The sequence below is a fragment of the Phenylobacterium sp. genome, from assembly GCF_025351295.1.
In the GTDB taxonomy this organism is placed as follows: domain Bacteria; phylum Pseudomonadota; class Alphaproteobacteria; order Caulobacterales; family Caulobacteraceae; genus Phenylobacterium.
Genome location: NZ_JANXWD010000083.1, coordinates 1 through 22,151, shown reverse-complemented (window position 1 = coordinate 22,151; position 22,151 = coordinate 1). Strand labels below are relative to the sequence as shown.

The 22,151-nt window shown below is 68.8% G+C and carries 23 protein-coding genes; 13 read left to right on the top strand and 10 right to left on the bottom strand.

The window, feature by feature from the left end:
• Positions 1-21 precede the first annotated feature (21 nt).
• Positions 22-594, bottom strand: coding sequence for a DUF4337 domain-containing protein (locus Q0R13_RS11750; protein ID WP_293904074.1), 573 nt, complete (start codon positions 592-594; stop codon positions 22-24).
• Positions 595-735: 141 nt separating this feature from the next.
• Between Q0R13_RS11750 and Q0R13_RS11745 the strand changes: the two genes are divergently transcribed.
• Entirely contained in the window at positions 736-1,779 is a 1,044-nt protein-coding gene (locus Q0R13_RS11745; RefSeq protein WP_293904072.1) for a phosphotransferase, read from the top strand.
• Here Q0R13_RS11745 and Q0R13_RS11740 read toward each other — a convergent pair.
• Positions 1,776-2,834 carry a patatin-like phospholipase family protein gene (locus Q0R13_RS11740; RefSeq protein ID WP_293904070.1) on the bottom strand — a complete coding sequence of 353 codons (1,059 nt, stop codon included), beginning with the start codon at positions 2,832-2,834 and terminating at the stop codon, positions 1,776-1,778. The two genes, Q0R13_RS11745 and Q0R13_RS11740, sit on opposite strands and share 4 nt — an antisense overlap.
• A gap of 188 nt (positions 2,835-3,022) precedes the next feature.
• Here Q0R13_RS11740 and purL point away from each other — a divergent pair, with 188 nt between their 5' ends.
• Together purL and Q0R13_RS11730 are read left to right on the top strand one after the other, a co-directional pair.
• Positions 3,023-5,218 (top strand): phosphoribosylformylglycinamidine synthase subunit PurL, encoded by a 2,196-nt coding sequence (purL, locus tag Q0R13_RS11735; RefSeq protein WP_293904068.1) that lies wholly within the window; start codon positions 3,023-3,025, stop codon positions 5,216-5,218.
• A 128-nt stretch (positions 5,219-5,346) separates the two neighbouring features.
• Positions 5,347-6,519 (top strand): alanine racemase, encoded by a 1,173-nt coding sequence (locus Q0R13_RS11730; protein ID WP_293904066.1) that lies wholly within the window; start codon positions 5,347-5,349, stop codon positions 6,517-6,519.
• A 6-nt stretch (positions 6,520-6,525) separates the two neighbouring features.
• Here the strand turns inward: Q0R13_RS11730 and Q0R13_RS11725 are convergent, their stop codons facing one another.
• Together Q0R13_RS11725 and Q0R13_RS11720 are read right to left on the bottom strand one after the other, a co-directional pair.
• On the bottom strand, positions 6,526-8,355 hold the full coding sequence (locus Q0R13_RS11725; protein WP_293904064.1) for an NAD(P)/FAD-dependent oxidoreductase: 1,830 nt from the start codon (positions 8,353-8,355) through the stop codon (positions 6,526-6,528).
• A gap of 78 nt (positions 8,356-8,433) precedes the next feature.
• Entirely contained in the window at positions 8,434-9,801 is a 1,368-nt protein-coding gene (locus tag Q0R13_RS11720; protein ID WP_293904062.1) for a deoxyribodipyrimidine photo-lyase, read from the bottom strand.
• A 63-nt stretch (positions 9,802-9,864) separates the two neighbouring features.
• On the opposite strand from Q0R13_RS11720, the gene Q0R13_RS11715 reads away from it, so the two are divergent.
• Both Q0R13_RS11715 and Q0R13_RS11710 read left to right on the top strand, forming a co-directional pair.
• Positions 9,865-10,563: an SDR family NAD(P)-dependent oxidoreductase gene (locus tag Q0R13_RS11715; RefSeq protein ID WP_293904060.1), complete on the top strand. Its 699-nt coding sequence runs from the start codon at positions 9,865-9,867 to the stop codon at positions 10,561-10,563.
• Positions 10,564-10,612: 49 nt separating this feature from the next.
• On the top strand, positions 10,613-11,638 hold the full coding sequence (locus Q0R13_RS11710; protein ID WP_293904059.1) for an NADP-dependent oxidoreductase: 1,026 nt from the start codon (positions 10,613-10,615) through the stop codon (positions 11,636-11,638).
• On the opposite strand, the gene Q0R13_RS11705 is transcribed toward Q0R13_RS11710, so the two are convergent.
• The 3 genes from Q0R13_RS11705 to Q0R13_RS11695 are packed head-to-tail and all read right to left on the bottom strand — an operon-like array spanning position 11,635 to position 13,598.
• On the bottom strand, positions 11,635-12,459 hold the full coding sequence (locus tag Q0R13_RS11705; protein ID WP_293904057.1) for an SDR family oxidoreductase: 825 nt from the start codon (positions 12,457-12,459) through the stop codon (positions 11,635-11,637). The genes Q0R13_RS11710 and Q0R13_RS11705 overlap by 4 nt on opposite strands.
• Before the next feature lie 51 nt (positions 12,460-12,510).
• Positions 12,511-13,077, bottom strand: coding sequence for a TetR/AcrR family transcriptional regulator (locus Q0R13_RS11700; RefSeq protein WP_293904055.1), 567 nt, complete (start codon positions 13,075-13,077; stop codon positions 12,511-12,513).
• Between the two features lie 38 nt (positions 13,078-13,115).
• Entirely contained in the window at positions 13,116-13,598 is a 483-nt protein-coding gene (locus tag Q0R13_RS11695) for a CinA family protein (RefSeq protein WP_293904053.1), read from the bottom strand.
• Between the two features lie 85 nt (positions 13,599-13,683).
• Between Q0R13_RS11695 and Q0R13_RS11690 the strand changes: the two genes are divergently transcribed.
• The 6 genes from Q0R13_RS11690 (at position 13,684) to Q0R13_RS11665 (ending at position 17,797) form a co-directional block, all read left to right on the top strand.
• Positions 13,684-14,916 (top strand): serine hydrolase domain-containing protein, encoded by a 1,233-nt coding sequence (locus Q0R13_RS11690; protein ID WP_293904051.1) that lies wholly within the window; start codon positions 13,684-13,686, stop codon positions 14,914-14,916.
• A gap of 109 nt (positions 14,917-15,025) precedes the next feature.
• Positions 15,026-15,505 (top strand): DUF1579 domain-containing protein, encoded by a 480-nt coding sequence (locus tag Q0R13_RS11685; RefSeq protein ID WP_293904049.1) that lies wholly within the window; start codon positions 15,026-15,028, stop codon positions 15,503-15,505.
• Positions 15,506-15,536: 31 nt separating this feature from the next.
• Complete coding sequence (locus Q0R13_RS11680) at positions 15,537-15,770, top strand: BolA family transcriptional regulator (RefSeq protein ID WP_293904047.1); 234 nt, start codon at positions 15,537-15,539, stop codon at positions 15,768-15,770.
• 68 nt (positions 15,771-15,838) lie between these two features.
• Entirely contained in the window at positions 15,839-16,183 is a 345-nt protein-coding gene (grxD, locus tag Q0R13_RS11675; protein ID WP_293904045.1) for a Grx4 family monothiol glutaredoxin, read from the top strand.
• A complete protein-coding gene (locus tag Q0R13_RS11670) occupies positions 16,180-16,599 on the top strand; it encodes a thioesterase family protein (protein ID WP_293904043.1) in 420 nt (139 codons plus the stop codon). Before grxD ends, Q0R13_RS11670 begins: the two co-directional genes overlap by 4 nt.
• Positions 16,600-16,642: 43 nt before the next feature.
• A complete protein-coding gene (locus Q0R13_RS11665) occupies positions 16,643-17,797 on the top strand; it encodes a mechanosensitive ion channel domain-containing protein (protein WP_293904041.1) in 1,155 nt (384 codons plus the stop codon).
• On the opposite strand, the gene Q0R13_RS11660 is transcribed toward Q0R13_RS11665, so the two are convergent.
• Positions 17,712-18,080, bottom strand: coding sequence for a hypothetical protein (locus tag Q0R13_RS11660; protein WP_293904039.1), 369 nt, complete (start codon positions 18,078-18,080; stop codon positions 17,712-17,714). The two genes, Q0R13_RS11665 and Q0R13_RS11660, sit on opposite strands and share 86 nt — an antisense overlap.
• 255 nt (positions 18,081-18,335) lie before the next feature.
• On the opposite strand from Q0R13_RS11660, the gene Q0R13_RS11655 reads away from it, so the two are divergent.
• Positions 18,336-19,577 carry a hypothetical protein gene (locus tag Q0R13_RS11655; protein WP_293904038.1) on the top strand — a complete coding sequence of 414 codons (1,242 nt, stop codon included), beginning with the start codon at positions 18,336-18,338 and terminating at the stop codon, positions 19,575-19,577.
• Complete coding sequence (locus tag Q0R13_RS11650) at positions 19,574-20,014, top strand: hypothetical protein (protein ID WP_293904037.1); 441 nt, start codon at positions 19,574-19,576, stop codon at positions 20,012-20,014. The genes Q0R13_RS11655 and Q0R13_RS11650 overlap by 4 nt, the downstream gene beginning before the upstream one ends.
• A gap of 70 nt (positions 20,015-20,084) precedes the next feature.
• Here Q0R13_RS11650 and rpsD read toward each other — a convergent pair whose 3' ends face one another.
• Positions 20,085-20,702 carry a 30S ribosomal protein S4 gene (gene rpsD, locus Q0R13_RS11645; protein WP_293904035.1) on the bottom strand — a complete coding sequence of 206 codons (618 nt, stop codon included), beginning with the start codon at positions 20,700-20,702 and terminating at the stop codon, positions 20,085-20,087.
• A gap of 157 nt (positions 20,703-20,859) precedes the next feature.
• The coding region (locus Q0R13_RS11640) for a DUF1254 domain-containing protein (protein WP_293904033.1) at positions 20,860-22,151 on the bottom strand (1,292 nt) is incomplete at its 5' end.

The window sequence follows — 22,151 nt, the reverse complement described above, 5'->3', positions numbered from 1 at the left end:
TCCACTTTCGCCTGACGCACTCTAGCTGAGCAGGCGGCTCATGAACTCCGAGTGCAGGCTCCAGCCGAAGAAGCCGGCCGCGCTCATCACCAGGCCCAGGGCGCCGAACACCCAGGCGGCGTAGAGCGCGCCGGCGCTGTCCGCCAGGGCCGCCACCGCCGCCACCGAGATCGCGATCGACAGCAACGCGTCCGAGGCGTCGAACTGGTCGTCGTGCACATTGAGCGCGTCGTACTGGTCCCGGAACCCCATTGCCTCCTTGCGCAGCTTCGGGATCTCGGCGTTGTACTTGGCCATCTCGGCGGTGAGCCGGGCCCGCTCGGCCGAGGTCGCGGGCGCCACCTTCGCGCCGCCCAGCCCCTCCAGGAAATTGGTCTGGGCCAGCGCCACCTCGTCGATGTGCAGCTTGGTCTTGGTCGCCTGGTATTCGCCCCAGTGGTCGACCGCGTCGGACTGGGCCTGCTGCATGGCCTGGACGATGTTGCCGTCCTTCACCTGGCCCAGCCCCATGATGATCGACAGCGCCACCACCGTCAGAGCCACCAGGCGGTTCAGCCGCTTGTCCTTGGCCTCCGCGCCGATCTCGACTTCCATGTCTTCCCTCGCCCCTGGCCTCGTGCTGGCCGACTCGATGATGCAGGATGGCGCAGAAGTGGGCGGACGGATGGCGAATGTCACGGTTGAATGCCGTTGCGGCAGCGCCCCAGCATCCCGCCGCCCCAACGAAAGCGGACCATGACCGTCACCAGCGCCGCCATCCCCGTCCGTCCCGCCCACCGCTTCGACGAGGCCAGGCTGGCCGCCTGGATGGCCCACGCGGTGCCGGGCTACGTCGGCCCGCTCAAGGTCGAGCAGTTCCAGGGCGGCGCCTCGAACCCCACCTTCCTGCTGACCGCCGGCGACGGCCACCGCTACGTCCTGCGCAAGAAGCCCCCGGGGCAACTGCTCTCCAGCGCCCACCAGGTGGACCGCGAGTACCGGGCGATGAAGGCGCTGCACGGCCACATCCCCGTGCCGGTGATGCGCGCGCTCTGTGAGGACCCCGAGGTCATCGGCGTCACCTTCTACGTGATGGACTACCTGGAAGGCCGCATCTTCCGAGACGCGACCCTCCCGGGCCTGGCCCCGGCCGAACGTGCCGCCATCTACGACGACCTGAACGCCACCCTGGCCAAGCTGCACGGCGTGGACTTCGCTGCGGTCGGCCTCGGCGACTACGGCCGGCCCGGCAACTACTTCGAGCGCCAGGTCGCCCGCTGGACCCGCCAGTACAAGGACGCCGAATCCGAGGCCATCCCGGCCATGGACGCCCTGATCGCCGAGCTGCCTGCCCGTATCCCCGCCGACCAGTCGGTCTCCCTCGCCCATGGCGACTACCGGCTCGAGAACGTCATGTACCACCCCACCGAGCCGCGGATCATCGCGGTGCTGGACTGGGAGCTTTCCACCATCGGCCATCCACTGGCCGATATCGGCTACAACGCCTTCATCTGGCGCTCGCACTCGCCGGGCTGGGGCAGCCTGGACGGCGTAGATTTCGCGGCAAGCGGCATCCCCACCGAAGAGGCCTACGTCGCCGCCTACTGCCGCCGCACCGGCCGGGCCGGGATCGACGACTGGGCCTTCTACATGGCGTTCGGCATCTTCCGGCTGGCCTCGATCAGCCAGGGCGTCTACCGCCGGGTCCTGGCCGGCAACGCCGCCAGCGACGGCCGCGAGGGGGTGAACGGCGCGGCGGCGCTGGCGGAACAGTCGCTGGCCATCCTGCGGGCCGGTTAACCTGCCAAAGCCCGCTCATCCGCGCCGGAACTTGGGAGGCCAACTCCAGCCTCGAACGCCGTCCGCGCCGCCGCTTCGCCGAGCTTCGCCAGCGCCGCGATGGTGGCCGGCGAGAAGTCGCTCCAGGCGCCGGCCTGCAGGGCGCCGGACCGGGTGATCTCGACGACGTTGGGCACCTCGATGTAGCCCTTGTCGGCCGCCGTGAAGGCCTCGGAGGCCTCCAGGTCGGCCCAGCGGGGATCCTCGCGGATGGCCTCCAGCAGTGCCGCCACTGCATTGAAGCGCCGCAGCAGCTTCAGGTCAGACGCGGTCTTGTTGGCGAAGGTCAGGCCCATCATCCGCTGGCTGACCTGCTGCAGGTCGGTGGGCACGGCGCCTTCGTTGGGGAACAGGTTCACCACCACCACCGCGCGCTCCGCCTTGCACGCCAGGGCGGGGTCCAGCCGGGCGATCACCTCGCCCAGCGGGGTGTTGTCGAACAGGCCCCCGTCCCAATAGGCGCGGCCGCCGAAGTGGGTCATCGGGAACGAGGGCGGCAGGCTGCCGCTGGCCAGGATGTGGTCCAGGGTCATGCCGCCGTCGCCGCTGTCGAAGGCTTGGATCTGGCCGGCGCCAACGTCCGTCGCGGTCACCAGCAGCCGGGGCATGGCGTCCGGATCGGCCAGCGCCTCCAGGTCGGCCAGCTGCGCCAGGGTCTCGCGCAGCGGACCCGTCTCATAGATGCTGGTCCAGCTGGCGATCTGCCAGATGTCGGTTCGCGCCCGGTAGAAGCGCGGATTGCCGAACACCGAGGCGTAGCCGCGCAGCGGCTCGATCAGCCAGTCCGCCCGGATCGCCACCTCCCGCCAGAAGGCCTCCAGCGTGGCCAGCGGGTCGCCGTTCTTCGGACGCGCCAGCAACAGCGCCGTGACCGCGCCGATCGACACCCCTGCGATCAGGTCGGGCCGGAACCCCCGCTCGTCAAGCAGCACCCGGATCGCGCCCAGTTCGAACGCGCCCAGCGCGCCCCCGCCCTGCAGCACCAGGGCCTTCAGCAGCCGCCGCTCGCTCGCCATCGCAGGTCTCCCGTCGATCGCACAATCTGGAGGCGTGCGCCGCCACCCCGTCAACTCACACGCGGCACGCCGCGCGAGATGAGCGCGTCCGTCCGTGTATTAGGCAGGTTGTGTGAACTCTGCGCGTCGGGCGCCCGTCCCCCTCGGCCCCTATCGCGCCGGCCGGAGAGTCCCGCTAGAAGCGCGCCATGAGCGCCGCGCCCTCCAAGTCCCTGGCCGACAAGGCCGCCGAATACGGGCTGAAGCCCGACGAATACGCCCTCATCATCACGCGGCTGAACCGCGAGCCCAACGACGTCGAACTGGGCGTCTTCTCGGTGATGTGGTCTGAGCACTGCTCCTACAAGTCCAGCAAGCGGCACCTGGGCAAGTTCCCCACCACCGGTCCCCGCGTGATCTGCGGCCCCGGCGAGAACGCCGGGGTGATCGACATCGGCGATGGGCAGGCCTGCATCTTCAAGATGGAAAGCCACAACCACCCTTCGTACATCGAGCCCTACCAGGGTGCGGCCACCGGCGTCGGCGGCATCATGCGCGACGTGTTCACCATGGGCGCCCGGCCGATCGCGCTGCTGAACGCCCTGCGGTTCGGCGATCCCAGCCATCCGAAGACCAAACGCCTGGTCTCCGGCGTGGTCTCCGGCATCGGCGGCTATGGCAACTGCGTGGGCGTGCCCACCGTGGCCGGCGAGACCAATTTCCACCGCGGCTATGACGGCAACATCCTGGTCAACGCCATGTGCGTGGGCCTGGCCGACGCGGACAAGATCTTCTACTCCGCCGCCCCCTCGCCCGGCCTGCCGGTGGTCTACTACGGCTCCAAGACCGGCCGCGACGGCATCCACGGCGCCACCATGGCCAGCCAGGAATTCGACGACGCCTCCGACGAGAAGCGCCCCACCGTCCAGGTCGGCGACCCCTTCGCCGAGAAGCTGCTGATCGAGGCGACCCTGGAACTGATGGCCTCCGGCGCCGTGGCGGCGATCCAGGACATGGGCGCCGCCGGACTTACGTCCTCCTCCGTGGAGATGGCAGGCAAGGGCGAGGTCGGTATCGAGCTCGACCTCGACGCCGTGCCCCAGCGCGAGGAGGGCATGACCGCCTATGAGATGATGCTGTCGGAGAGCCAGGAGCGGATGCTGGCGGTCCTGAAACCGGGCCGCGAGGCCGACGGCGAGCGCATCTTCAGGAAGTGGGGACTGGACGCCGCCACCATCGGCCACACCACCGACACCGGCCATCTGGTGCTGAAGCACAAGGGCGAGACCGTCTGCGACGTGCCCCTTGCGCCGCTGTTCGACGACGCCCCGCTGTACGACCGGCCCTGGACCGCGCCGGCCCCGCCGCCGCGCCTCAGCGCCAAAGACTTGCCGGCCCCCGCCGATCTCAAGGCCACCGTCCTGAAGCTGATGAGCGCCCCCGACATGGCGTCCAAGCGCTGGCTCTGGGAGCAGTACGACCGCCACGTCATGGCAGACACCCTGGAAGACAGCGCCACCGGCGCCGACGCCGGGATCGTCCGCGTCCACGGCGGCCGCAAGGCCCTGGCCATGACCTCCGACGTCACCCCGCGCTACGTCCAGAACGACGCCTACGAGGGCGGGAAGCAGGCGGTCGCCGAGGCCTGGCGCAACCTCACCGCGGTCGGCGCCCTGCCCATCGCGATCACCGACAACCTCAACTTCGGCAACCCCGAACGGCCCGAGATCATGGGCCAGATCGTGCGCGCCATCGAAGGCATGGCCGAGGCCTGCCGCGTGCTGGACTTCCCGGTCGTGAGCGGCAACGTCAGCCTCTACAACGAGACCAATGGCGCGGCGATCCCGCCCACGCCCACGGTCGGCGGCATCGGCCTGATCGCCGATTACAGCCACCGCGCCGACTTCGCCTCGATGCGGACGGGCGACGTCCTGGTGCTTGTCGGCGCCACACACGGCGAGTTCGGCGCGTCGATGTACCTGCGCGAAATCCTCGGCCGCGAGGACGGCGCGCCGCCGCCGGTCGACCTGGCCCTGGAGCGCAAGACGGGCGACGTGATCCGCCGCCTGATCGAGACCGGACACCTGCGCACCGTCCACGACCTCTCCGACGGCGGCCTGATCGCGGCGCTGGGCGAGATGTGCCTGGCCTCCAACCTGGGCTGCGACGTGCGCCTGGACGGCCAGGCCTGGGTCCAGCTGTTCGCCGAGGACCAGGCCCGCTACCTGGCCGCCCTGCCCGACCCGACGCCCCTGCTGATCGCCGCCCGCGAAGCCGGCGTCCCCGCCGCCATCCTGGGTGACGTCGTCGGCGAGGCAATCCGCATCGACGGCGCGCTCGACCTGCCGCTGGCCGAACTTCGAACCGCCCACGAAGGCTGGATGCCAGCGTTCATGGGCGAGTAGATCCAAATTCCGCTCCTTCCCCCGCAGGCGGTAACCCAAGCTGAGTTTGGCTTGATCCAAATACGCATAGGATGTCTCGACACCGCTTGGGTCCCCGCCTGCGCGGGGATGAGCGGAACAGGTGGGTCATGACTACGCACGCGGTTCGCGAAACCCTCGGCCTCCTCGCCGACAAGCCCCACGTCGCCGCTGCTCTGGCCGTCCTTGGCCAGCCCGGCTCCGCCCACGCGATCCCGACACCGGCCGCGGTGCTCGACCTCGACGCCTTCGACCGCAACCTCGCGAAGATGGCGGCCCGCGCCGCCCGGGCCGGCCTGGCGCTGCGGCCGCACGCCAAGTCCCACAAGTGCGGCTTCGTCGCGCGGCGCCAGATCGCGGCCGGTGCGGTCGGCGTGTGTTGCGCCAAGCTAGCCGAGGCCGAGGCGATGGCCGCCGCGGGCGTGGGCGCGATCCTGGTCACCTCGCCCGTCGCCGGCCCGTTGCAGGCGGAGCGCGCCGCGCGCCTCGCCGCCGCGATCCCAGACTTCCGGATCGTCGTCGACCACGCCGACGGGGTCGCCGAACTGGCCGCGGCGGCGACCGGTCCGATCCAGGTGCTGATCGACGTCGACCCCGGCCTGGGCCGCACCGGCGTGCACGACGCCGACCAGGCCGCCGAGGTCGCCCGGGCCATCGCCGCACAGCCGAACCTGCGGCTGCTCGGCGTGCAGTGCTACGGCGGCAACTGGCAGCATATGGAGGGCGCCAACGCCCGCGCCGCCGCCGTCGCCGACGGCATGGCGCGGCTCAAGGTCGTGCTGGCGGCCATCCGGGCGACCGGGGCGGTGTTCGACCTCGTCACCGGCGGCGGCACCGGCACCTTCGCCGCCGACGCGGCCCAGGGCGTGCTCACCGAGATCCAGCCCGGCTCCTTCGCCTTCATGGACCGCGAATACCGCGACGCGCTGAAGGCCGATCCGGACGGCGCCTTCGAGCAGTCGCTCGCCATCGCCGCCACCGTGATCAGCGCCAACCACCCCAAGTGGGTCACCGTCGACGCCGGCCTCAAGGCCTTCTCCACCGACGGACCGACGCCCGAGCCCCTGACCCCGAAATTCGCCGCCTCGGCGTTCCGCTTCTTTGGCGACGAACACGGCATGCTCGCCCGCCCCGTTGGCCAGCCGGTCAGCCGCGGCGAGCGGGTCGCCTTCGCCCCCGGCCACATCGACCCCACCCTGGACCGCTACGACCTGATGCACATCGTCCAGGGCGACATCCTGGTCGACATCGTCCGCATCGAGGCGCGCGGCGCCTCCCAGTAAGGGGCGTCAGCGCAGCGACAGCCCCGGCATGCCGTCGTCCCGCCAAGCCTTCAGAATCTCGAAGAACCGCAGCGGCCCGGCGCCGTACATGTCGGAGAAGAACCCGGCGCGGTTTCCCGACTGGCCCTCCGAATTGTAGTAGCCGGGCGTGCACTCCTCGTAGAAGCGGCGGCCCACGCGGGCCAGGCTGTGGACCTCCTGCACATAGGCCTCCTCGGCCTCCGCGGTCGGCTCCAGCGCCTCGGCGCCGCGGGCGCGGGCCTCGCTGACCATGTGGGCGACGTGGTTGGCCTGCTCGTTCAGAGCCTGCGGCACGCTGATGGTGATCGCCGTCTGAGTGAAGCCCAGGAAGAAGCAGTTCGGGAACCCGTGCGCCGTCAGGCCGTGCAAGGTGCGCAGGCCCTCGCCCCAGTGCTCGGAGAGGGTCACCCCGCCCCGGCCCACGATGTCGTAGCCGGCGCGGCGGGTGTACGATGTCCCCACCTCGAACCCGGTGGCGAAGATCAGGCAGTCGAGCGGATATTCCACCCCGTTCGCCACGACGCCACGCTCGGTCAGCCGCTCGACGCCGTGGCCGTGGGTGTCGACCAGGGTGACGTTAGGACGGTTGTAGGTCTGCAGGTATTCGTCGTGGAAGCACGGCCGCTTGCAGAACTGCCGGTACCAGGGCTTGAGCGCCGCCGCCGTCGCCGGGTCCTCGACGATCGTGTCCACGCGGGCGCGCACCTGGTTCATCTTGCGGTAGTCGGCCAGGGCCATCAGCTCGGCCTTCTCGCCGCCGGTCAGCCGCCGGCCCAGCTTGCGCGACGCCTCCTTGGCGGCGTTGCCGGTCAGGTTGCGAAAGATGTCGGTCCAGCCGTCGTGGACCAGGTCCTCGTCCTGGTCGCCGCCGCTGACCAGGATGTTGAAGTTCTCCATCCGGCGCGCCTGCCATCCGGGGGCCAGCGAGGCCGCCCAGGCTGGATCGGTGGGGGCATTGTTGCGCACGTCCACCGACGAGGGCGTGCGCTGGAAGACGTAGAGTTCCTTGGCCCACTCCCCCAGGTGCGGCACGCACTGGATCGCCGTGGCCCCCGTCCCGATGATCCCGACCCGCTTGTCCTTCAGGCCGGTGAGACCGCCCGCCGAGTCGCCGCCGGTGTAGCGGTAGTCCCAGCGGCTGGTGTGGAAGGTATGGCCCTTGAAGGTGTCGATGCCCGGGATGCCGGGCAGCTTCGGCCGGCTGAGCGGCCCGTTGGCCATGCCGACGTACTTCGCCTTGAACCGGTCGCCGCGGTTGGTGCTGACGATCCAGCGCTGATCGCCCTCGTCCCAGCGCAGCTCGGTGATCGAGGTCTGCAGCAGGGCATCGTCGTAGAGCCGGTAGCGCCGGGCGATATTGCGACTGTGCTCCAGGATTTCCGGCGCGAAGGAATATTTGTGCTTCGGCATGTAGCCGAGCTCTTCCAGCAGCGGCAGGTAGACGTAGGATTCCACGTCGCACATGGCGCCGGGATAGCGGTTCCAGTACCAGGTGCCGCCGAAGTCGCCGGCGCTCTCCACCACGCGAATGCTCTCGAACCCGGCCTCGCGCAGCCGCGCCCCCATCAGCAGGCCGCCGAACCCGCCGCCGATCACCGCGAACTCCACCTCGTCGAACACCGGCTCGCGCGTATAGCCAGGATCGACGTAGGGATCGTCGATGTAGTGCGAATATTCGGCCTTCACCTCGACGTACTGGCCGATGCCGTCCTCGCGCAGCCGCTTGTCGCGCTCGGCGAGATATCGGGCGTGCAGCGCGTCGGGGTCGAAATCGATCTCGCCGACGATGTCCAGGAGTTCGGGTTGAATGCTCATGGCCGCCATCTGGACTGAAGACCGACGCCGGCGTCAATACGGTTGCAGGCGCCGCGCGACAGGGAATTCAGACCTCGCCTAGATCCCCTCCGACTTTTCCAGATGCGCTACAGACCTGACATAGGCCTCGGCATCGAACTTCTTGAAGGTGTTCGCCCCCATCGAGCGCACCGTGCCGAACACCGGCTGCGGCCCCCAGGGGCGGTCGTGGAGGCCGAAGATCCAGCCGACATTGGTGAACGAGTTGGCGTCCCGTCCGTCCAGGAACCAGCGGTTGTTCAGCGCCAGTGTGGTCTCGAAGGCCTCCTGAGGATCGCGCGACCACTGCAGGATCTTCTTCCCCCAGTACATCCGCAGGTGATTGTGCATGTACCCGGTCGACCGCATCTCCCGCATCGCGGCGTTCCAGTAGGGATCGTGGGTCTCGGCGCTCTCGAACTGCGCGCGACTGTAGAGGTGGGGGCGCACGTCGCTCGCATGGTCGGCCAGGGTCCTGCGCGCCCAGTCCGGCAGGACAGAATAGCTGTCGTAGGCGGGCGCGTAATGGGCGTGGTTCATAGAGAGTTCGCGCCGCACGATCAGCTCCTCCAGGTAGCTGGCGCGGCTTTCCGAGGGCGGCGTGCCGCGCACCGCCAGGGCGATCTCGACCGGAGAGATCTGGCCGAAATGCAGGTAGGGGCTCATGTGCGAGGCGACGCCCGCCTCCGGTTTCCCGCGCTCCGCCCCATAGCGGTCGAGCGCTGTGCCGAGGAACTGTCCCAGCCGCTGGCGGGCGGCCCCCTCGCCGGCCTCGAACCGCCGCACCCGCCCGACCTCGTGGTCGATCGTGAGGTCCGACAACACCCGGGGAATGTCACCGAGGTCGATCGAGCTTTCCACCCGCAACGATGCCGCGCGACGCCGGAGCGGCCGCTCCTCCAGGTCGTCGATGTAGTCCTCCCACACCCGGTGCAACCGGGGACGCAGGGTGCGCGCGGCATATTCGTGCTTGGTGGAGGCCACCTCCACCGGGACCACCACATCGCCCTCGACCTGGACGAGGCGGCAGGCGATGTCCGCCTGCAGCCGGGCTCGCCAGGCGCGCTGGATCTTGAGGTAGCCGCGATCGCACACCACCAGCGCCGCCTCGGCCGATAGCGCCCTGGCCAGGTCGTGGGGCGGGCTCTTGCGGATGACGAAGGCGATGCCGCGTGCGGCCAGCCGCCGCTCAACCTCGGCCAGGCCTTCAAGCATGAAGCCATAGTGGCGCGCGTTCGCCTCGGGAAACGCGGCCAGCCCGAAACAGACCAGCACCGGCAGGTCCAGGTCATTGGCCGCCTCGACCGCATATTCCAGCGCCGGATTGAAACCCGCCCGCTGCGACTGTTGCATCCAGTAGAGTACGTAGGCGCCATCCCGCCGAGCGGGCGCGTCGTGCAGGATCTTGATGCGCGATGGTTGAATCACCCGGCTCTCCAATGGCGGCTCGGGCTCCACATAAGCCGGAATCAGGGATCGCGAACGACCCACATGAGCAATTTTCCCGAACCCTTCGAAGCCGTCGTGGTCGGCGCCTCAGGCGGGCTCGGCGCCGCCATCGCCGCGCAGCTGGCGGACGATCCGCGGGTGCGCCGCGTGCATGGCTTCGCCCGCCGCGGCGCGATACCTCTCGACCTGACGGACGAGGCCTCGATCGCAGCGGCGGCGGCCACGGTCGAGGCGCCGCGGCTGGTAATCGTCGCCACCGGCCTCCTGCATGGCGACCGGTTCGCGCCCGAGAAGCGCCTGGCGGATCTGGACGCCGACGCCCTGGCCCGCAGCTTCCAGGTCAACGCCATCGGCCCGGCCCTGGTGCTGAAGCACTTCGCGCCCCGGTTGCCGCGCCAGGGCAAGGCGGTGCTGGCGGTGCTGTCCGCCCGCGTCGGCTCGATCTCCGACAACCGGCTGGGTGGCTGGTACGGCTATCGGGCCGCCAAGGCCGCGGTCAATCAGCTGGTCCGCACCACCGCGGTCGAACTGGCCGGCCGCCGCAAGGACGCCATCTGCGTGGCGCTGCATCCGGGCACGGTCGACACGCCGCTGTCGAAGCCCTTCCAGAAGGGCGTCGCGCCCGCGCGGCTGTTCACGCCGGACTTCGCGGCGGAGCGGCTGCTGGCTGTGATCGACGGCCTGGGGCCGGAGCAGACCGGCGGCTTCCTGGCCTGGGATGGGCGGGAGATCGCCTTTTGACCGCAGGCCCGCGATGCTTAAGACAGTCGCAACGCCGCGGGAGACGCCGATGAACAGGTACTGGACGCTGTCCGACAGGCCGGTCCCCGCCTGGCCCGAGCCCGACACCTTCGAACTTCGCGAAGGCCCGGTCCCGACGCCCGGCCCCGGACAGGCCCTGACCCGGACGCTCTATGTCTCCCTCGACCCCTACCAGTGGGGCTACAAGCGCCGCCGCGTCGAGCCGGCCGGCGCGCCCTGCCATGCCCGCACCGTGGCCCAGGTGGTCGAGAGCCGTATCGAGGGTCTCAGCGCCGGCGACTTCGTGTTCTGCACCAACGGCTGGGCCGAGTACGGCCTGATGGGCGCCGACGTGCCGCGGCCCACCTACATGGTCCCGCGCAAGCTCGCCCCGGCGCTCGGCCGCATCTCCCAAGCGGTGGGGGTGCTGGGCATGCTGGGCCTGACCGCCTACGCCGGCATGATTCTGCAAGGCGACCCCAAGCCCGGCGAGACCGTCGTGGTCTCCGCGGCCTCGGGCGGCGTCGGCCAGATCGCCGGCCAGTTGGCGCGGCTGCGCGGCGCCCGCGTGGTCGGCATCGCCGGCCGCCAGGAGAAGTGCGACTACGTCACCGGCGAGCTGAGATATGACGCCTGCGTCTCCCACCTCAGCCCGACCTTCGCGGCCGACCTCGCCGCCGCTTGCCCGGCCGGCGTCGACGTCTATTTCGAGAACGTCGGCGGTGCGGTGTTCGATGCGGTCCTGCCACTGTTCAACCCCGGGGCGCGGATGACCATCTGCGGCCTGATCGCTCACTACGGCGACGCCCCCGACGCCAACGCCGGCGCGGAGGAGGCGCGGCGCGCCAAGGCCCGGAGCGTCGCCGTGCAGAATCTGTTCGTCGGCGACTATGTCGAGGGCCACCACGACACCTTCCTGCGCGACATGGGCGCCTGGGTAGCCTCGGGTGAGGTCCGCTACCGCGAGGACATCCGCCAGGGGCTGGAGACCATTCCCGCCGCCTTCGCGGAGATGCTTCGCGGCGGGAACTTCGGCAAGATGCTGGTCCGCGTCAGCGAGGACCCGACGCTTTAGGCGGCTGGCGGCGTCCCCATGAACAGGGTGCGGATGCCGGCGCGGAAGGCGTCGATCCCCAGCGCCAGCCGCTGGCCGTAGTCGGCCTTGGCGTCCGCGCCGGCCACGAAGGTCACATGGTCGGTCTCGTCGGTGGCCGCCGCATAGACCACCTCGGCGACCTGTTCGGCGGTCGACGACTGCGACCGCCGAACAGGATCGGAGAAAGCGCCCATGGTCTTGGCGATGCTGGCCGCGTAGGCCGGGTGCATGGACAGCACCAGCGAGCGGCTGGCGAAGTCGGTAGCCATGCCGCCAGGGGCCACGGTTTTCACCCGGATGCCGAACGGCTCAAGCTCGAAGGCGAGGCCCTCGCTCCAGCCTTCCAGGCCCCATTTGGCGGCGTGATAGACCGAGTTGAACGGGAAGGTGATCAGGCCGCCAATCGAGGTGGTGGTCACGATCGCACCCTGGCCCCGTTCGCGCATGGACGGCAGGAACGCCTGGGTCACCCGCATCACGCCCAGCAGGTTGGTGTCGAGCTGGGCCGTAAGCTGGTCGTCGGTCGCGCCCTCGAAAGCGCCCGCCAGCCCATAGCCGGCATTGTTGAACAGCACGTCGATGGGACCCAGCGCCAGCGCCGCCTTGGCGGTCTCCGCGATCTGGGCCGGATCGGTCACATCCAGTGGCAGCACGGTGATCCCGACCACCTTGGTCAGCTCGGTCTCGCTGGTCGGGTTGCGCATGGTGGCGATCACCGTCCAGCCCTTGCTGGCGAACAGCAGGGCCGTGGCCCGGCCCAGGCCGGTGGAGCTGCCGGTAATGAAGATGGTCTTGGTCATGGAAATCCTCCAAAGCGAATTGAAATTCAATTTCTACGCATAGCGAAGCGGCTACGCCTTGAGCGCGTCCCAGCAGAGCGTCGCGACGCTCTCCTGGAAGGCGGCGTAGCCAGCCGCCGACATGCCCGCCGCCAAAGGCGCCATGGCCTTCATGGTTCCGCCGACGAAGGCCATCATCCAGGCGGTGTCCAGGTCCTTGAGCAATTGCTCGAGCTTGCCACGCTCCAGCATCGCCGCCACCGGCCGGGCGCCAAGCGCCGCGGCTTCGCGGGTCTGCTCCGTCACATAAGGCGAATTCGCCATCTGCCCCATGAAGATAATTTCGGCTTCATGTTCAATGATATAGTCGAGATACGCCTTGGTCATCCGCGTGAACGCGGCGCGCAGGGGCAACCCGTCGTCCCGCAGGACGAAGTCGGAGAACGCCGTCTTGGTGTGCAGGTAGAGGGAGTCCAGCAGGGCGTCCTTGCCCCTGAAGTAGGTGTACACAGTTCCCGTCGCGATGCCGGCCCGGCGCGCCACCGCCTCGATCGACAGTCCAGCCAGTCCCACCGCCTGCACCTCGTGCAGCGTGGCGCGCAGGATGTCCTGCGCCTTGGCTTCGTCCTTTTGACGCATGGCTTATAATGAACAAGAATTCAACTTAAGGCAAGCGCCTAGTCGGCCAGCGCCCGCTTCAGCAGCTCCATCGCCCCGGCCGCGAACGCCCGCATGTTGGCGCTGCGGTCGCTGGAGCCGGTCTCGATCGTCAGCACGGCCTCGACCGGGCCGGAGATCGCCACACAGGTATGACCGGCCGCATCGCCATAGCCGTTGCCCGTCGGCCCCGCCGCCCCGGTCTCGGAGATCCCCCAGGTCGCCCCGAACCGCTCGCGCGACGTGCGCGCCAGCAGCAGCGCATAGGGCTCGCTGGACGAGCGCATGCCCTCCAGCGCCTCGCGCGGGATGTCGGTCAGCAGCACCCGAGCCTTGGGCGTGTAGACCACCGCCCCGCCGAGGTAGTAGGCGCTGGCGCCCGGCACGCTGAGCAGCGCCGCCGAGATCAGCCCCCCGGAGGAGCTCTCCGCCACCGCGATCTTCTCGCCGCGAGCCTTCAGCGCCTCGCCGATCTCCGCCGCCAGGGCTTCCAGCTCGTCCATCCCGTTCCTCACCTCTTGGCGATCTCCGCCTTAAGCGTCCATGATGGCGACATTCACGACAAGAACCAGACCGCCGGAGGAATTCATGGACGCCCAATCCCAGTGGACAGGCCTGGACGCGACCCGGTTGGAGCGGATCGGCGAGCACCTGGAGCGCAACTACATCGGCCCCGGCAAGATCACCGGCTGCCAGGTCAGCGTCGCGCGGCACGGCCACATCGCCTACCTCAAGTCGTTCGGCCAGATGGACCGCGAGCGCAACAAGCCCACCCGCGACGACACCATCTACCGCATCTATTCGATGACCAAGCCGATCACCTCGGTGGCGCTGATGACCCTGTATGAGCAGGGCTATTTCCAGCTCAACGATCCGGTCAGCCGCTACGTCCCGTCCTGGAAGGCCCACCGGGTCTGGGTCTCCGGCGAGGGCGACGACATGGTCACCGAGGCGCCCGGGCGCCCGATCACCTTCCGCGACGTGCTCAGCCACACGGCCGGCCTGACCTATGGCGGCGGCCTGCCCGGCGTCGGCATTCAGCACCCGATCGACAAGATCTACCGCGCGCTCAAGGTCCGCTCCGTGGGCGGCGCCGACACCATGCAGGAGTTCATGGACAAGCTGGGCCAGGTGCCGCTGCGCTACCAGCCCGGCCAGGCCTGGATGTACTCCCTGGCCACCGACGTCTGCGGCGCCCTGGTGGAGATCATCTCCGGCAAGCCCTTCGCACAGTATCTGCAGGACGTGATCTTCGATCCGCTGGACATGAAGGACACCGGCTTCTTCGTGGCGCCGGACAAGAAGGACCGCTTCGCCGCCAACTACGAGCGCGGTCCCGACAAGCGGCTCAAGCTGATGGACGACCCGGACACCTCCGAGTTCACCAAGGAGCCCGGCTTCAAGTCGGGCGGCGGCGGCCTCACCGGGACCACCGGCGACTACCTGCGGTTCTGCGAGATGCTGCGCCGGGGCGGCGAGCTCGACGGCCATCGGGTGCTGGGCCCGCGCACCATCGACATGATGCACATGAACCACCTGCCGGGGGGCAAGGACCTGACCCAGGTGGCCATCGGCGGCTTCTCCGAGACCGCCAACGAGGGCGTCGGCTTCGGCCTGGGCTTCGCCTCCACCATGAGCGAGGTGGCGACCGGCAGCCTGGGGTCGGGCGACTACTACTGGGGCGGCGCGGCCTCGACCATCTTCTGGGTCGATCCGAAGGAGGACCTGTCGATGGTCTTCATGACCCAGCTGATGCCCTCGGGCACCTTCAACTTCCGCGGCCAGCTCAAGAGCATCATCTATTCGTCGATCATCGACTGACGCTCAGACGTCCTCTCCCTCTCGGTTCGCGGGGGAGAGGACGTCATGCTGACACGCCGCTGTCAGCAGGCGGCGGCTAGACCTGTCCTTCGAACCCGAGGGACAGCCGATGGCCTACGACGCCTACGACGATGGACGCCGCGACTTCCTGTTCCTTTACGGCCGGTGGGCGGTGACGCATCGGCGGTTGACGGCGCGGGGCGTCGGCGCCGACGACTGGGACCAGTTCGAGGGGACCGCCTTCTGCCAGAGCCTGATGGGCGGGCTGTGCAATGTCGACGAGAACGACATGCCGGAGCGCGGCTTCCAGGGCCTGACCTTCCGCACCTTCGATGTCGCGCAGCGCCAGTGGGGCGTCTATTGGGTCAACAGCCAGGCCGGGACCCTGCAGGAACCGGTCTTCGGCCACTTCGAGAACGGGATCGGCCGGTTCCATGGCGAGGACGTGGACGATGGCCGGCCGGTCAAGGTGGTCTATGTCTGGGAGGCGATCGCCGCCGCCTCGGCCCGCTGGAGCCAGGCGTTTTCCTACGACGGCGGCGAGACCTGGGAGACCAACTGGACCATGGACTTCGCGCGCACGGCTTGAGGCCCGGCCACGGAGCGCCTAAGTCGGGGCCATGCCCATGTCCCAGCCCGACCTGGAAGCCGCCCTGCGCGAAGGCTTCCCCGACGCCGAGATCGCCATCGAAGACCTGGCCGGCGACGGCGACCACTACAAGGCCCGCATCGTCTCGACGGCGTTCAAGGGGCTGCCGCGGGTGCGCCAGCACCAGCTGGTCTATGCCGCGCTCAAGGGCAGGATGGGCGGCGAACTGCACGCGCTGGCGCTTGAGACCGCCGCACCGGCCTGACGCGCTTGACCGCGAGGGACAGGCTCCCTAGCTCTTGGTCTGAACATTCGCGCCGAAGGGGCGACCCCATGTCCGAAGCCAAGACCGCCGATCCCGTCCACGAGTTCATCGCCAAGGCGGTGGCGGACCATCCCGTGATCCTGTTCATGAAGGGCGTGCCGGAGCGGCCCCAGTGCGGGTTCTCGGCGACGTCGGTGCAGATTCTCGACCATCTGGGCGTGGACTTCGTCGGCGTCGACGTCCTGCAGAGCGAGCCGCTGCGCCAGGGCATCAAGGCCTTCTCCGACTGGCCGACCATCCCCCAGCTCTATGTGAAGGGCGAGTTCGTCGGCGGCTGCGACATCATCAAGGAGATGTTCCAGTCCGGCGAGCTGAAGACCCTCATGGAAGAGCAGGGCGTCCTGGAGGCGTGACCCGACTGCTCGGGCCGCCCGAAGGCCGCCAGGTCTTCCAGCTGGCGTTCGAGCCCACGCCCGCCGACATCGACGAGAACGGCCACGTGAACAACGTGGTCTATCTGCGCTGGGCCCAGGACATCGGCATCGCCCACTGGCGCTCGCGGGCCCCGGCCGAGGCGCAATCGACCTGGGCCTGGATCGCGCTCCGCCACGAGGTCGACTACCGCCGCGAGCTGAAGCTGGGCGAGACCGCCCACGGGCGCACCTGGGTCGCGGACGCCGCAAACGGCCCGCGCTTCGACCGCTTCATCCGCCTCGACCATCCGGACGGCGCCATGTGCGCCCAGGTCCACACCACCTGGGTGCTGATCGAACAGGCCACCGGCCGACCGCGCCGGGTTCCGGACTGGATCACCGAGGTGTTCACCTAAGGCCGCGGATGAACCCGCAGGTCGTCTCACAGGTTATTGTCCCGTGCCCGCCCCCAACCTCGACCTGTCCATTGTGCCCACCTGGATCCCGCCCTGGTCCATCGGCCTGGTGCTGATCGCCGCCGCCCTGGGCGCGGCGATCGTCCTGCACCGCTGGATCGTCCGCGGGCTCACCCGGCAGATGCGCAAACGCAGCGACTTCGCCCGCTCGCTGCTGATCCGCACCCAGGCGCCGGGACGGTTCGCCATGCTGGTCGGCGCGCTCAGCTGGTCGCTGAAGATCGCGCCGGTCGCGCCGCGGGTGGAGGGGACCCTGCAGCATGTCCTGCTGGTGGCCTTCATCGTGCTGGTCGGCTGGGCGCTGATGACCGCCCTGGACATCGTCACCGCCGTCTACCTGCGCCGCCACCGCACCGACGTCGACGACAACCTGCAGGCCCGCAAGCTGCTGACCCAGACGCGCATCCTGCGCCGCTCGCTGAACGTCCTGGTGCTGGTGGTCACCGTGGCCATGGCGCTGATGACGGTGCCGGGCGTGAAGCAGATCGGGGTCAGCCTGCTGGCGGCCGGCGGCGCGGCCAGCATCATCGTCGGCCTGGCGTTGCAGCCGGTGCTGTCGAACATCATGGCCGGCATTCAGATCGCCTTCACCCAGCCGATCCGCATCGACGACGCCGTCACCGTGGGCGGCGAGTTCGGCCATGTGGAGGAGATCAAGTCGACCTATGTGGTCATCCGCCTGACCGACCTGCGCCGCATGATCGTGCCGCTGAAGTACTTCCTGGAGCAGCCGTTCCAGAACTGGACGCTCGAGGCCTCCGACCTGATCGGCGAGGTCATGCTGCGGGTCGATCAGCGCGTGCCGATGGACCGGCTGCGCGCCGCGATCGAGGATATCGTCAAGGCCTCGCCCCACTGGGACGGCCGCCTGGTCAAGGTGCTGGTCAACGACATCTTCGAGAAGGACCTGCAGGTCCGCTGCCGGGTCAGCGCCAGGAACGCCGCCGAGTCGACCGAGCTGCGCGCCGAGGTCCGCGAGCAGGCGATCGCCTGGCTGCAGCGCGAGCTGCCCCAGGCCCTGCCCCGCAGCGGCGTCGAGTTCCCCGCCGCCCCTACGCCCCCGGCCCCGTCCAGGCGACGAGCGGGTTCAGCAGCACCACGGACCCCCGCCGCGCCACGCCCAGTTCGGCCCAACTGAAGCTGAGCTCTGTCCGGCCCATGGCGAACGACTTGCAGGCGTCCACCCGCCTGCGCGCAAACGCCAACCGCGCCGTGTCGCCCTTACGCTCCACGTAAAAGGTGAAGTCCACCTTGGCCGTGCAGCCGTTCGACGCCACGCTGATGGTGATCGCCTCGCGCCCGGCGTCGGCGCGGTAGAGCGGCTCCAGTTCGGGCAAGGCAGCCGGTGAGGGCGTGAGGCGCACGCCGGCCGCGCATCCGGACACGGCCAGAGCCGAGAGCACGAATAGCCTGCGATCCATCGGCCGACCTGACCACAGCAGCGGGGAACGCAAAAGGCCATCGCGGAGAACCGAGAATGAGGAACTCGCGCGCCTCGCGGTTCCTATCGAAGTGCTGCGCGGGCGTCTGGCGGTCCGCCGGTGCGGCGTGGCGGGGCGGGCCCCTAATGAGGACACGTGTTCACTTTTTGTTCTTGTGTTTCGGTTCGCTTTGAGCCATAGTGCTTTACGGCTGGCGGGCATTCGCCCCGCCTAATCGACATTTAGGGGGAGCAAATGGGCATTGGTCTCAAGGATCGTCTGCGCGCCGGCCTCGGCAGCATGGAGGAGTGGAGTCGCGATCGTCAGGCCGACTTGGCCCACGGCGTGGCGGAACTCGAGGCGAGGAGCCACCAGTTCTATCGCCAAGCCATTCGAGACGGGCAGGATACGCTCGCGCAAACGACTTCAGAATTGCGCGAGTTTGCCAAACAGCAGAGCATCTCGCAAACGCGGGCGGCGCGTCCCTCACAACTTCCCGCCGCGCATTCGGGCACATCGCAATCCCCACATTTGCAGATGAAGGACTCCCGCCCCACGGGCGATCTTCTTGAGAGCTCCAGGCGCGCCATTGGCGACATTCAGCGGAAGGCGCAGACAGCCTTGCAGCGCGCGGGAGACAGCGGCCCCGTGCGAATCCTCGCAGGTGATGCTGCCTACACGGCGGGCGATGCCGCGGGATTGGTCACCGGCACAGTCCATATGGGGCATGAACTGCTCGATGGCGCCGTGCTCGCTGGTCGCGTGTTCGACCCCACAGACGCCTTCCGACACCCGGTCGGCGAGGCGGGCTGGGACCGGTTATTCGGCGGAATAGGTGCGATGGCGAGCTCGGCGAAAGAAGCGGTCACCGATCCCGGCGCCGCAATTCAGCGGCTCTCCGAAGCGGGCGGTAGGCTGAGGCGCGAAACCGATCCAAGCGCGACGCCCACCGCCCCCACACTGTCGGGTGAAGTTAGTCGCAACTTCGGACTTGGCCGACGTGAAGGGGAAGTCACGATGGAAGTGCTTCCGTACCTCGCGGGCGCCGGCGAACTGAAGGCGACTGCGGAGCTTGGGGCGATGTCCAAGTTTAGCCGCATCGCCAAATATACGAAGCAAGGGTTCTCACCAGTTGAGGCTGAGTACCTTGCACAGCCTTACAAAGGGATGGGCCACCACTCGCTCTTGCCGCGTCGAAAAGGGTTGCCCGACTGGCTGGGCGGCGGACCGGTCCCTCAATGGATTTCAGACAGCGCCTTCAATGTCTTGAAGCCCCCCGGCATCAGCCGGGGGGACATGTACGAACTGCACTACAAGGTGGACCCGCACTTCCGCCGCGCGGGCCTTTCCGAGGGAGGTAACTGGGTCGGCAGCAGGCTCGGTCTCAAGGAATACGGCCCCCTACAGCAACGTTGGCATGGTACGCCGAACGCTACGAGGCGGGCGATTGCCGGCGGCGGAATTGCCGGAGCCATCCCATTCGGTGACGAAGAATGATGATGCTTAAGTCCTATGCGGAATGCGCCACTGTCTTGCCCGACGACCACGTCTGGGAGGACCAGAGGGTCGTCGTTTTTGGCGGACGCCTGGCTGCTGAAGCAATCGCCGAGATTCTCAGGAATCACGGCTATGACGTATCGTCGCCTGAGTGCATGGACGAGCATGGCTGGGATCTGAACGTTCGCATAAGCGGCAAGCGGATATGGCTGGAGATTCAAGGAGATTCGGGCTGCTTCATCCTGCAGGTGGAAGCCATGGTAGGAATCTTTGTCCGCAAGCGTGACCTCGATCTATCCTATTATGCGGCGTTCCTGACCAAACTGAACGAGGGCTTGAGACACGACCCCAGGTTCTTGAAGGTCGAATGGTACGCGCTCGATGCGCGGCAGTCGCCGACGGGAGACCCTGCAGACGATCCCTTGAGCGTCGCGTAGTACGCCGGAATCGCAAAAGGCCCCGGATCGCTCCGGGGCCTTCCCAATTCGGGTCGGGATCGGGCGCCGGTTAGGACGCGTAGAATTCGATGACCAGGTTGGGCTCCATCTTCACCGGGTACGGGACCTCGGCCAGGTCCGGCGTGCGGACGAAGGTGGCGGCCATCGCCTTGGTGTCGACGGTGATGTAGTCGGGCGTGTCGCGTTCGCCGGACTGCAGCGCTTCCAGCACCAGGGCCATGCTGCGCGAGCGCTCGCGCACGGAGACCACGTCGCCCGGCTTCACCCGGTAGGAGGCGATGTTCACCCGCTTGCCGTTCACCAGAACGTGGCCGTGGTTGACGAACTGGCGCGCCGCGAACGGGGTCGGCACGAACTTGGACCGGTAGACGATCGCGTCCAGCCGGGATTCCAGCAGCGCGATCAGGTTCTCCGAGGTGTTGCCCTTGCGGCTGGCGGCATCCTTGTAGATGCGAACGAACTGCTTCTCGGTGATGTTGCCGTAGTAGCCCTTCAGCTTCTGCTTGGCGCGGAGTTGAAGGCCAAAGTCCGAGACCTTGGACTTGCGGCGCTGGCCGTGCTGGCCGGGGCCATAGGCGCGGCTGTTGATGGGGGACTTCGGGCGGCCCCAGATGTTTTCGCCCATCCGGCGGTCGAGTTTGTACTTGGCGCTGTGGCGCTTGGACATGGATAGCTCTCTGTTCGACGCGGGCCGGCGTCCTCTTGAAGAGAACGCGATTGCAACGGCGGCTTCGCATCACCCGTCATAGGTATCCAGCCACACGAGGCGGACCCCGGCGGCTGGAAGGCGGCGTCTATGCCGCCCGGACCCCTTGGAGTCAAGGTCAGGCGGCGGTGATCGCCGGCAGGCGGTAACGGCCGTCGAGCAGTTCCTTGTGCGGCAGATAGGCTCGCAGGCTCAGCGTGAACGGCCCCAGCGCCGGCGCCGGCAGCCAGTTGGCGGAGCGCGCGCCGCCCGGGTCGGCGCGGGCGATCCAGATGTCCAGCGAGCCGTCGATGTTCGGGGTCAGGCCCGGCGTGCGGTCGCCGATCGAGTAGCGGCCGGCCGGGTTGGGGACCAGGAAGTACTGCCCCTGCGGGGTCGCCTCGTACATCGTCAGCGACCAGAAGCCGTCCACCGGCGGCAGGCCGCCCGGCGGGAAGTGCAGCCGGTAAGGGCCGGGACCCTTGAACATCCGGCCGTCCTCGCCGACCGGGTGCAGGTAGGTGGCCTCGGCCGGCGGCAGGGCGGCCAGGCCGGCCAGGGCCACCGCCGCGCGGAAGCGATAGTCGGTCCCGTAGACGCCCAGGTTGGCCGGCGGATAGTTCCAGCCCTGCACCGCCGTCATCCGCGGCCCGCCGCGCACCGCCGCCTTGGCCTCGGCGACCCCGGCCTCGATCCGGGCCCCGGCCGCCGCATCGAACCGTGCGCGGTCGAACCCGCCCGCGGCGGTCAGGCCCAGGGACCCGACCGCGCGGAAGAACGCCGCGTCCCGCGCCGGCGGCGGGTCCGACTCCAGCAGAGCGGCCAGCGAGGTGAAATAGTCCAGCGCCGGGGCGTCGCGGCCCACCACCGGCGGATAGGTCATGCCCGTCGGCCCGTCCAGGATCAGGGCGTCCTGCACCTTGTGGACCGCCGGCAGGTCGTCCGGGCCGGAGACCAGGGTGCGGGCCAGCAGCCAGGCATGCGGCGTCGCGATCCGCACCACGCCCGGCCCTTCGGTCGCCACGCCCGGACCCACCAGCGTGAAGCGGCCGCCCATGCGCCCGGTGGCGCGCGTGCCCAGCACCGCGTCGTTGTCACTGAACATGTTCATGGCGGCGATGGAGATATAGCGGTCGCCGGTGGGCGGGATGGTCAGGGTCACCGGCCCCCGGGTGAGGTCGAGCCAGGCGCTGGAATAGAGCGTGTCGTTGTTGGGGGCGGTGACCGCACGGGACTCCGAGGTGGCCAGCCGCCGCGCATGGGCGAAGCGGTTGACGCCCGGAGACGCGGGGCCGGCCAGGGCGCGGGCCCGCGTGCCGGCCATCTCGATGGTCGGCAGGCCATAGAGCCAGGCCTCCCGCGCCGCCGTCTTCAGGTCGCTGTCCGCCGCCCAGGCCCGGGTCGCCGGCGCCACGCCCAGGGCCGCCGCCG

Excerpts from the sequence above, each read along its gene's own strand:
- Q0R13_RS11655 (WP_293904038.1), top strand. The coding sequence starts at position 18,336 with ATGGGCATTGGTCTCAAGGATCGTCTGCGCGCCGGCCTCGGCAGCATG.
- Q0R13_RS11715 (WP_293904060.1), top strand. The coding sequence starts at position 9,865 with ATGAGCAATTTTCCCGAACCCTTCGAAGCCGTCGTGGTCGGCGCCTCA.
- Q0R13_RS11685 (WP_293904049.1), top strand. The coding sequence starts at position 15,026 with ATGGCCTACGACGCCTACGACGATGGACGCCGCGACTTCCTGTTCCTT.
- Q0R13_RS11730 (WP_293904066.1), top strand. The coding sequence starts at position 5,347 with ATGACTACGCACGCGGTTCGCGAAACCCTCGGCCTCCTCGCCGACAAG.
- Q0R13_RS11680 (WP_293904047.1), top strand. The coding sequence starts at position 15,537 with ATGCCCATGTCCCAGCCCGACCTGGAAGCCGCCCTGCGCGAAGGCTTC.
- purL (WP_293904068.1), top strand. The coding sequence starts at position 3,023 with ATGAGCGCCGCGCCCTCCAAGTCCCTGGCCGACAAGGCCGCCGAATAC.
- Q0R13_RS11695 (WP_293904053.1), bottom strand. The coding sequence starts at position 13,598 with ATGGACGAGCTGGAAGCCCTGGCGGCGGAGATCGGCGAGGCGCTGAAG.
- Q0R13_RS11710 (WP_293904059.1), top strand. The coding sequence starts at position 10,613 with ATGAACAGGTACTGGACGCTGTCCGACAGGCCGGTCCCCGCCTGGCCC.
- Q0R13_RS11725 (WP_293904064.1), bottom strand. The coding sequence starts at position 8,355 with ATGAGCATTCAACCCGAACTCCTGGACATCGTCGGCGAGATCGATTTC.
- Q0R13_RS11690 (WP_293904051.1), top strand. The coding sequence starts at position 13,684 with ATGGACGCCCAATCCCAGTGGACAGGCCTGGACGCGACCCGGTTGGAG.
- Q0R13_RS11700 (WP_293904055.1), bottom strand. The coding sequence starts at position 13,077 with ATGCGTCAAAAGGACGAAGCCAAGGCGCAGGACATCCTGCGCGCCACG.
- rpsD (WP_293904035.1), bottom strand. The coding sequence starts at position 20,702 with ATGTCCAAGCGCCACAGCGCCAAGTACAAACTCGACCGCCGGATGGGC.
- grxD (WP_293904045.1), top strand. The coding sequence starts at position 15,839 with ATGTCCGAAGCCAAGACCGCCGATCCCGTCCACGAGTTCATCGCCAAG.
- Q0R13_RS11705 (WP_293904057.1), bottom strand. The coding sequence starts at position 12,459 with ATGACCAAGACCATCTTCATTACCGGCAGCTCCACCGGCCTGGGCCGG.
- Q0R13_RS11650 (WP_293904037.1), top strand. The coding sequence starts at position 19,574 with ATGATGATGCTTAAGTCCTATGCGGAATGCGCCACTGTCTTGCCCGAC.
- Q0R13_RS11660 (WP_293904039.1), bottom strand. The coding sequence starts at position 18,080 with ATGGATCGCAGGCTATTCGTGCTCTCGGCTCTGGCCGTGTCCGGATGC.
- Q0R13_RS11750 (WP_293904074.1), bottom strand. The coding sequence starts at position 594 with ATGGAAGTCGAGATCGGCGCGGAGGCCAAGGACAAGCGGCTGAACCGC.
- Q0R13_RS11740 (WP_293904070.1), bottom strand. The coding sequence starts at position 2,834 with ATGGCGAGCGAGCGGCGGCTGCTGAAGGCCCTGGTGCTGCAGGGCGGG.
- Q0R13_RS11745 (WP_293904072.1), top strand. The coding sequence starts at position 736 with ATGACCGTCACCAGCGCCGCCATCCCCGTCCGTCCCGCCCACCGCTTC.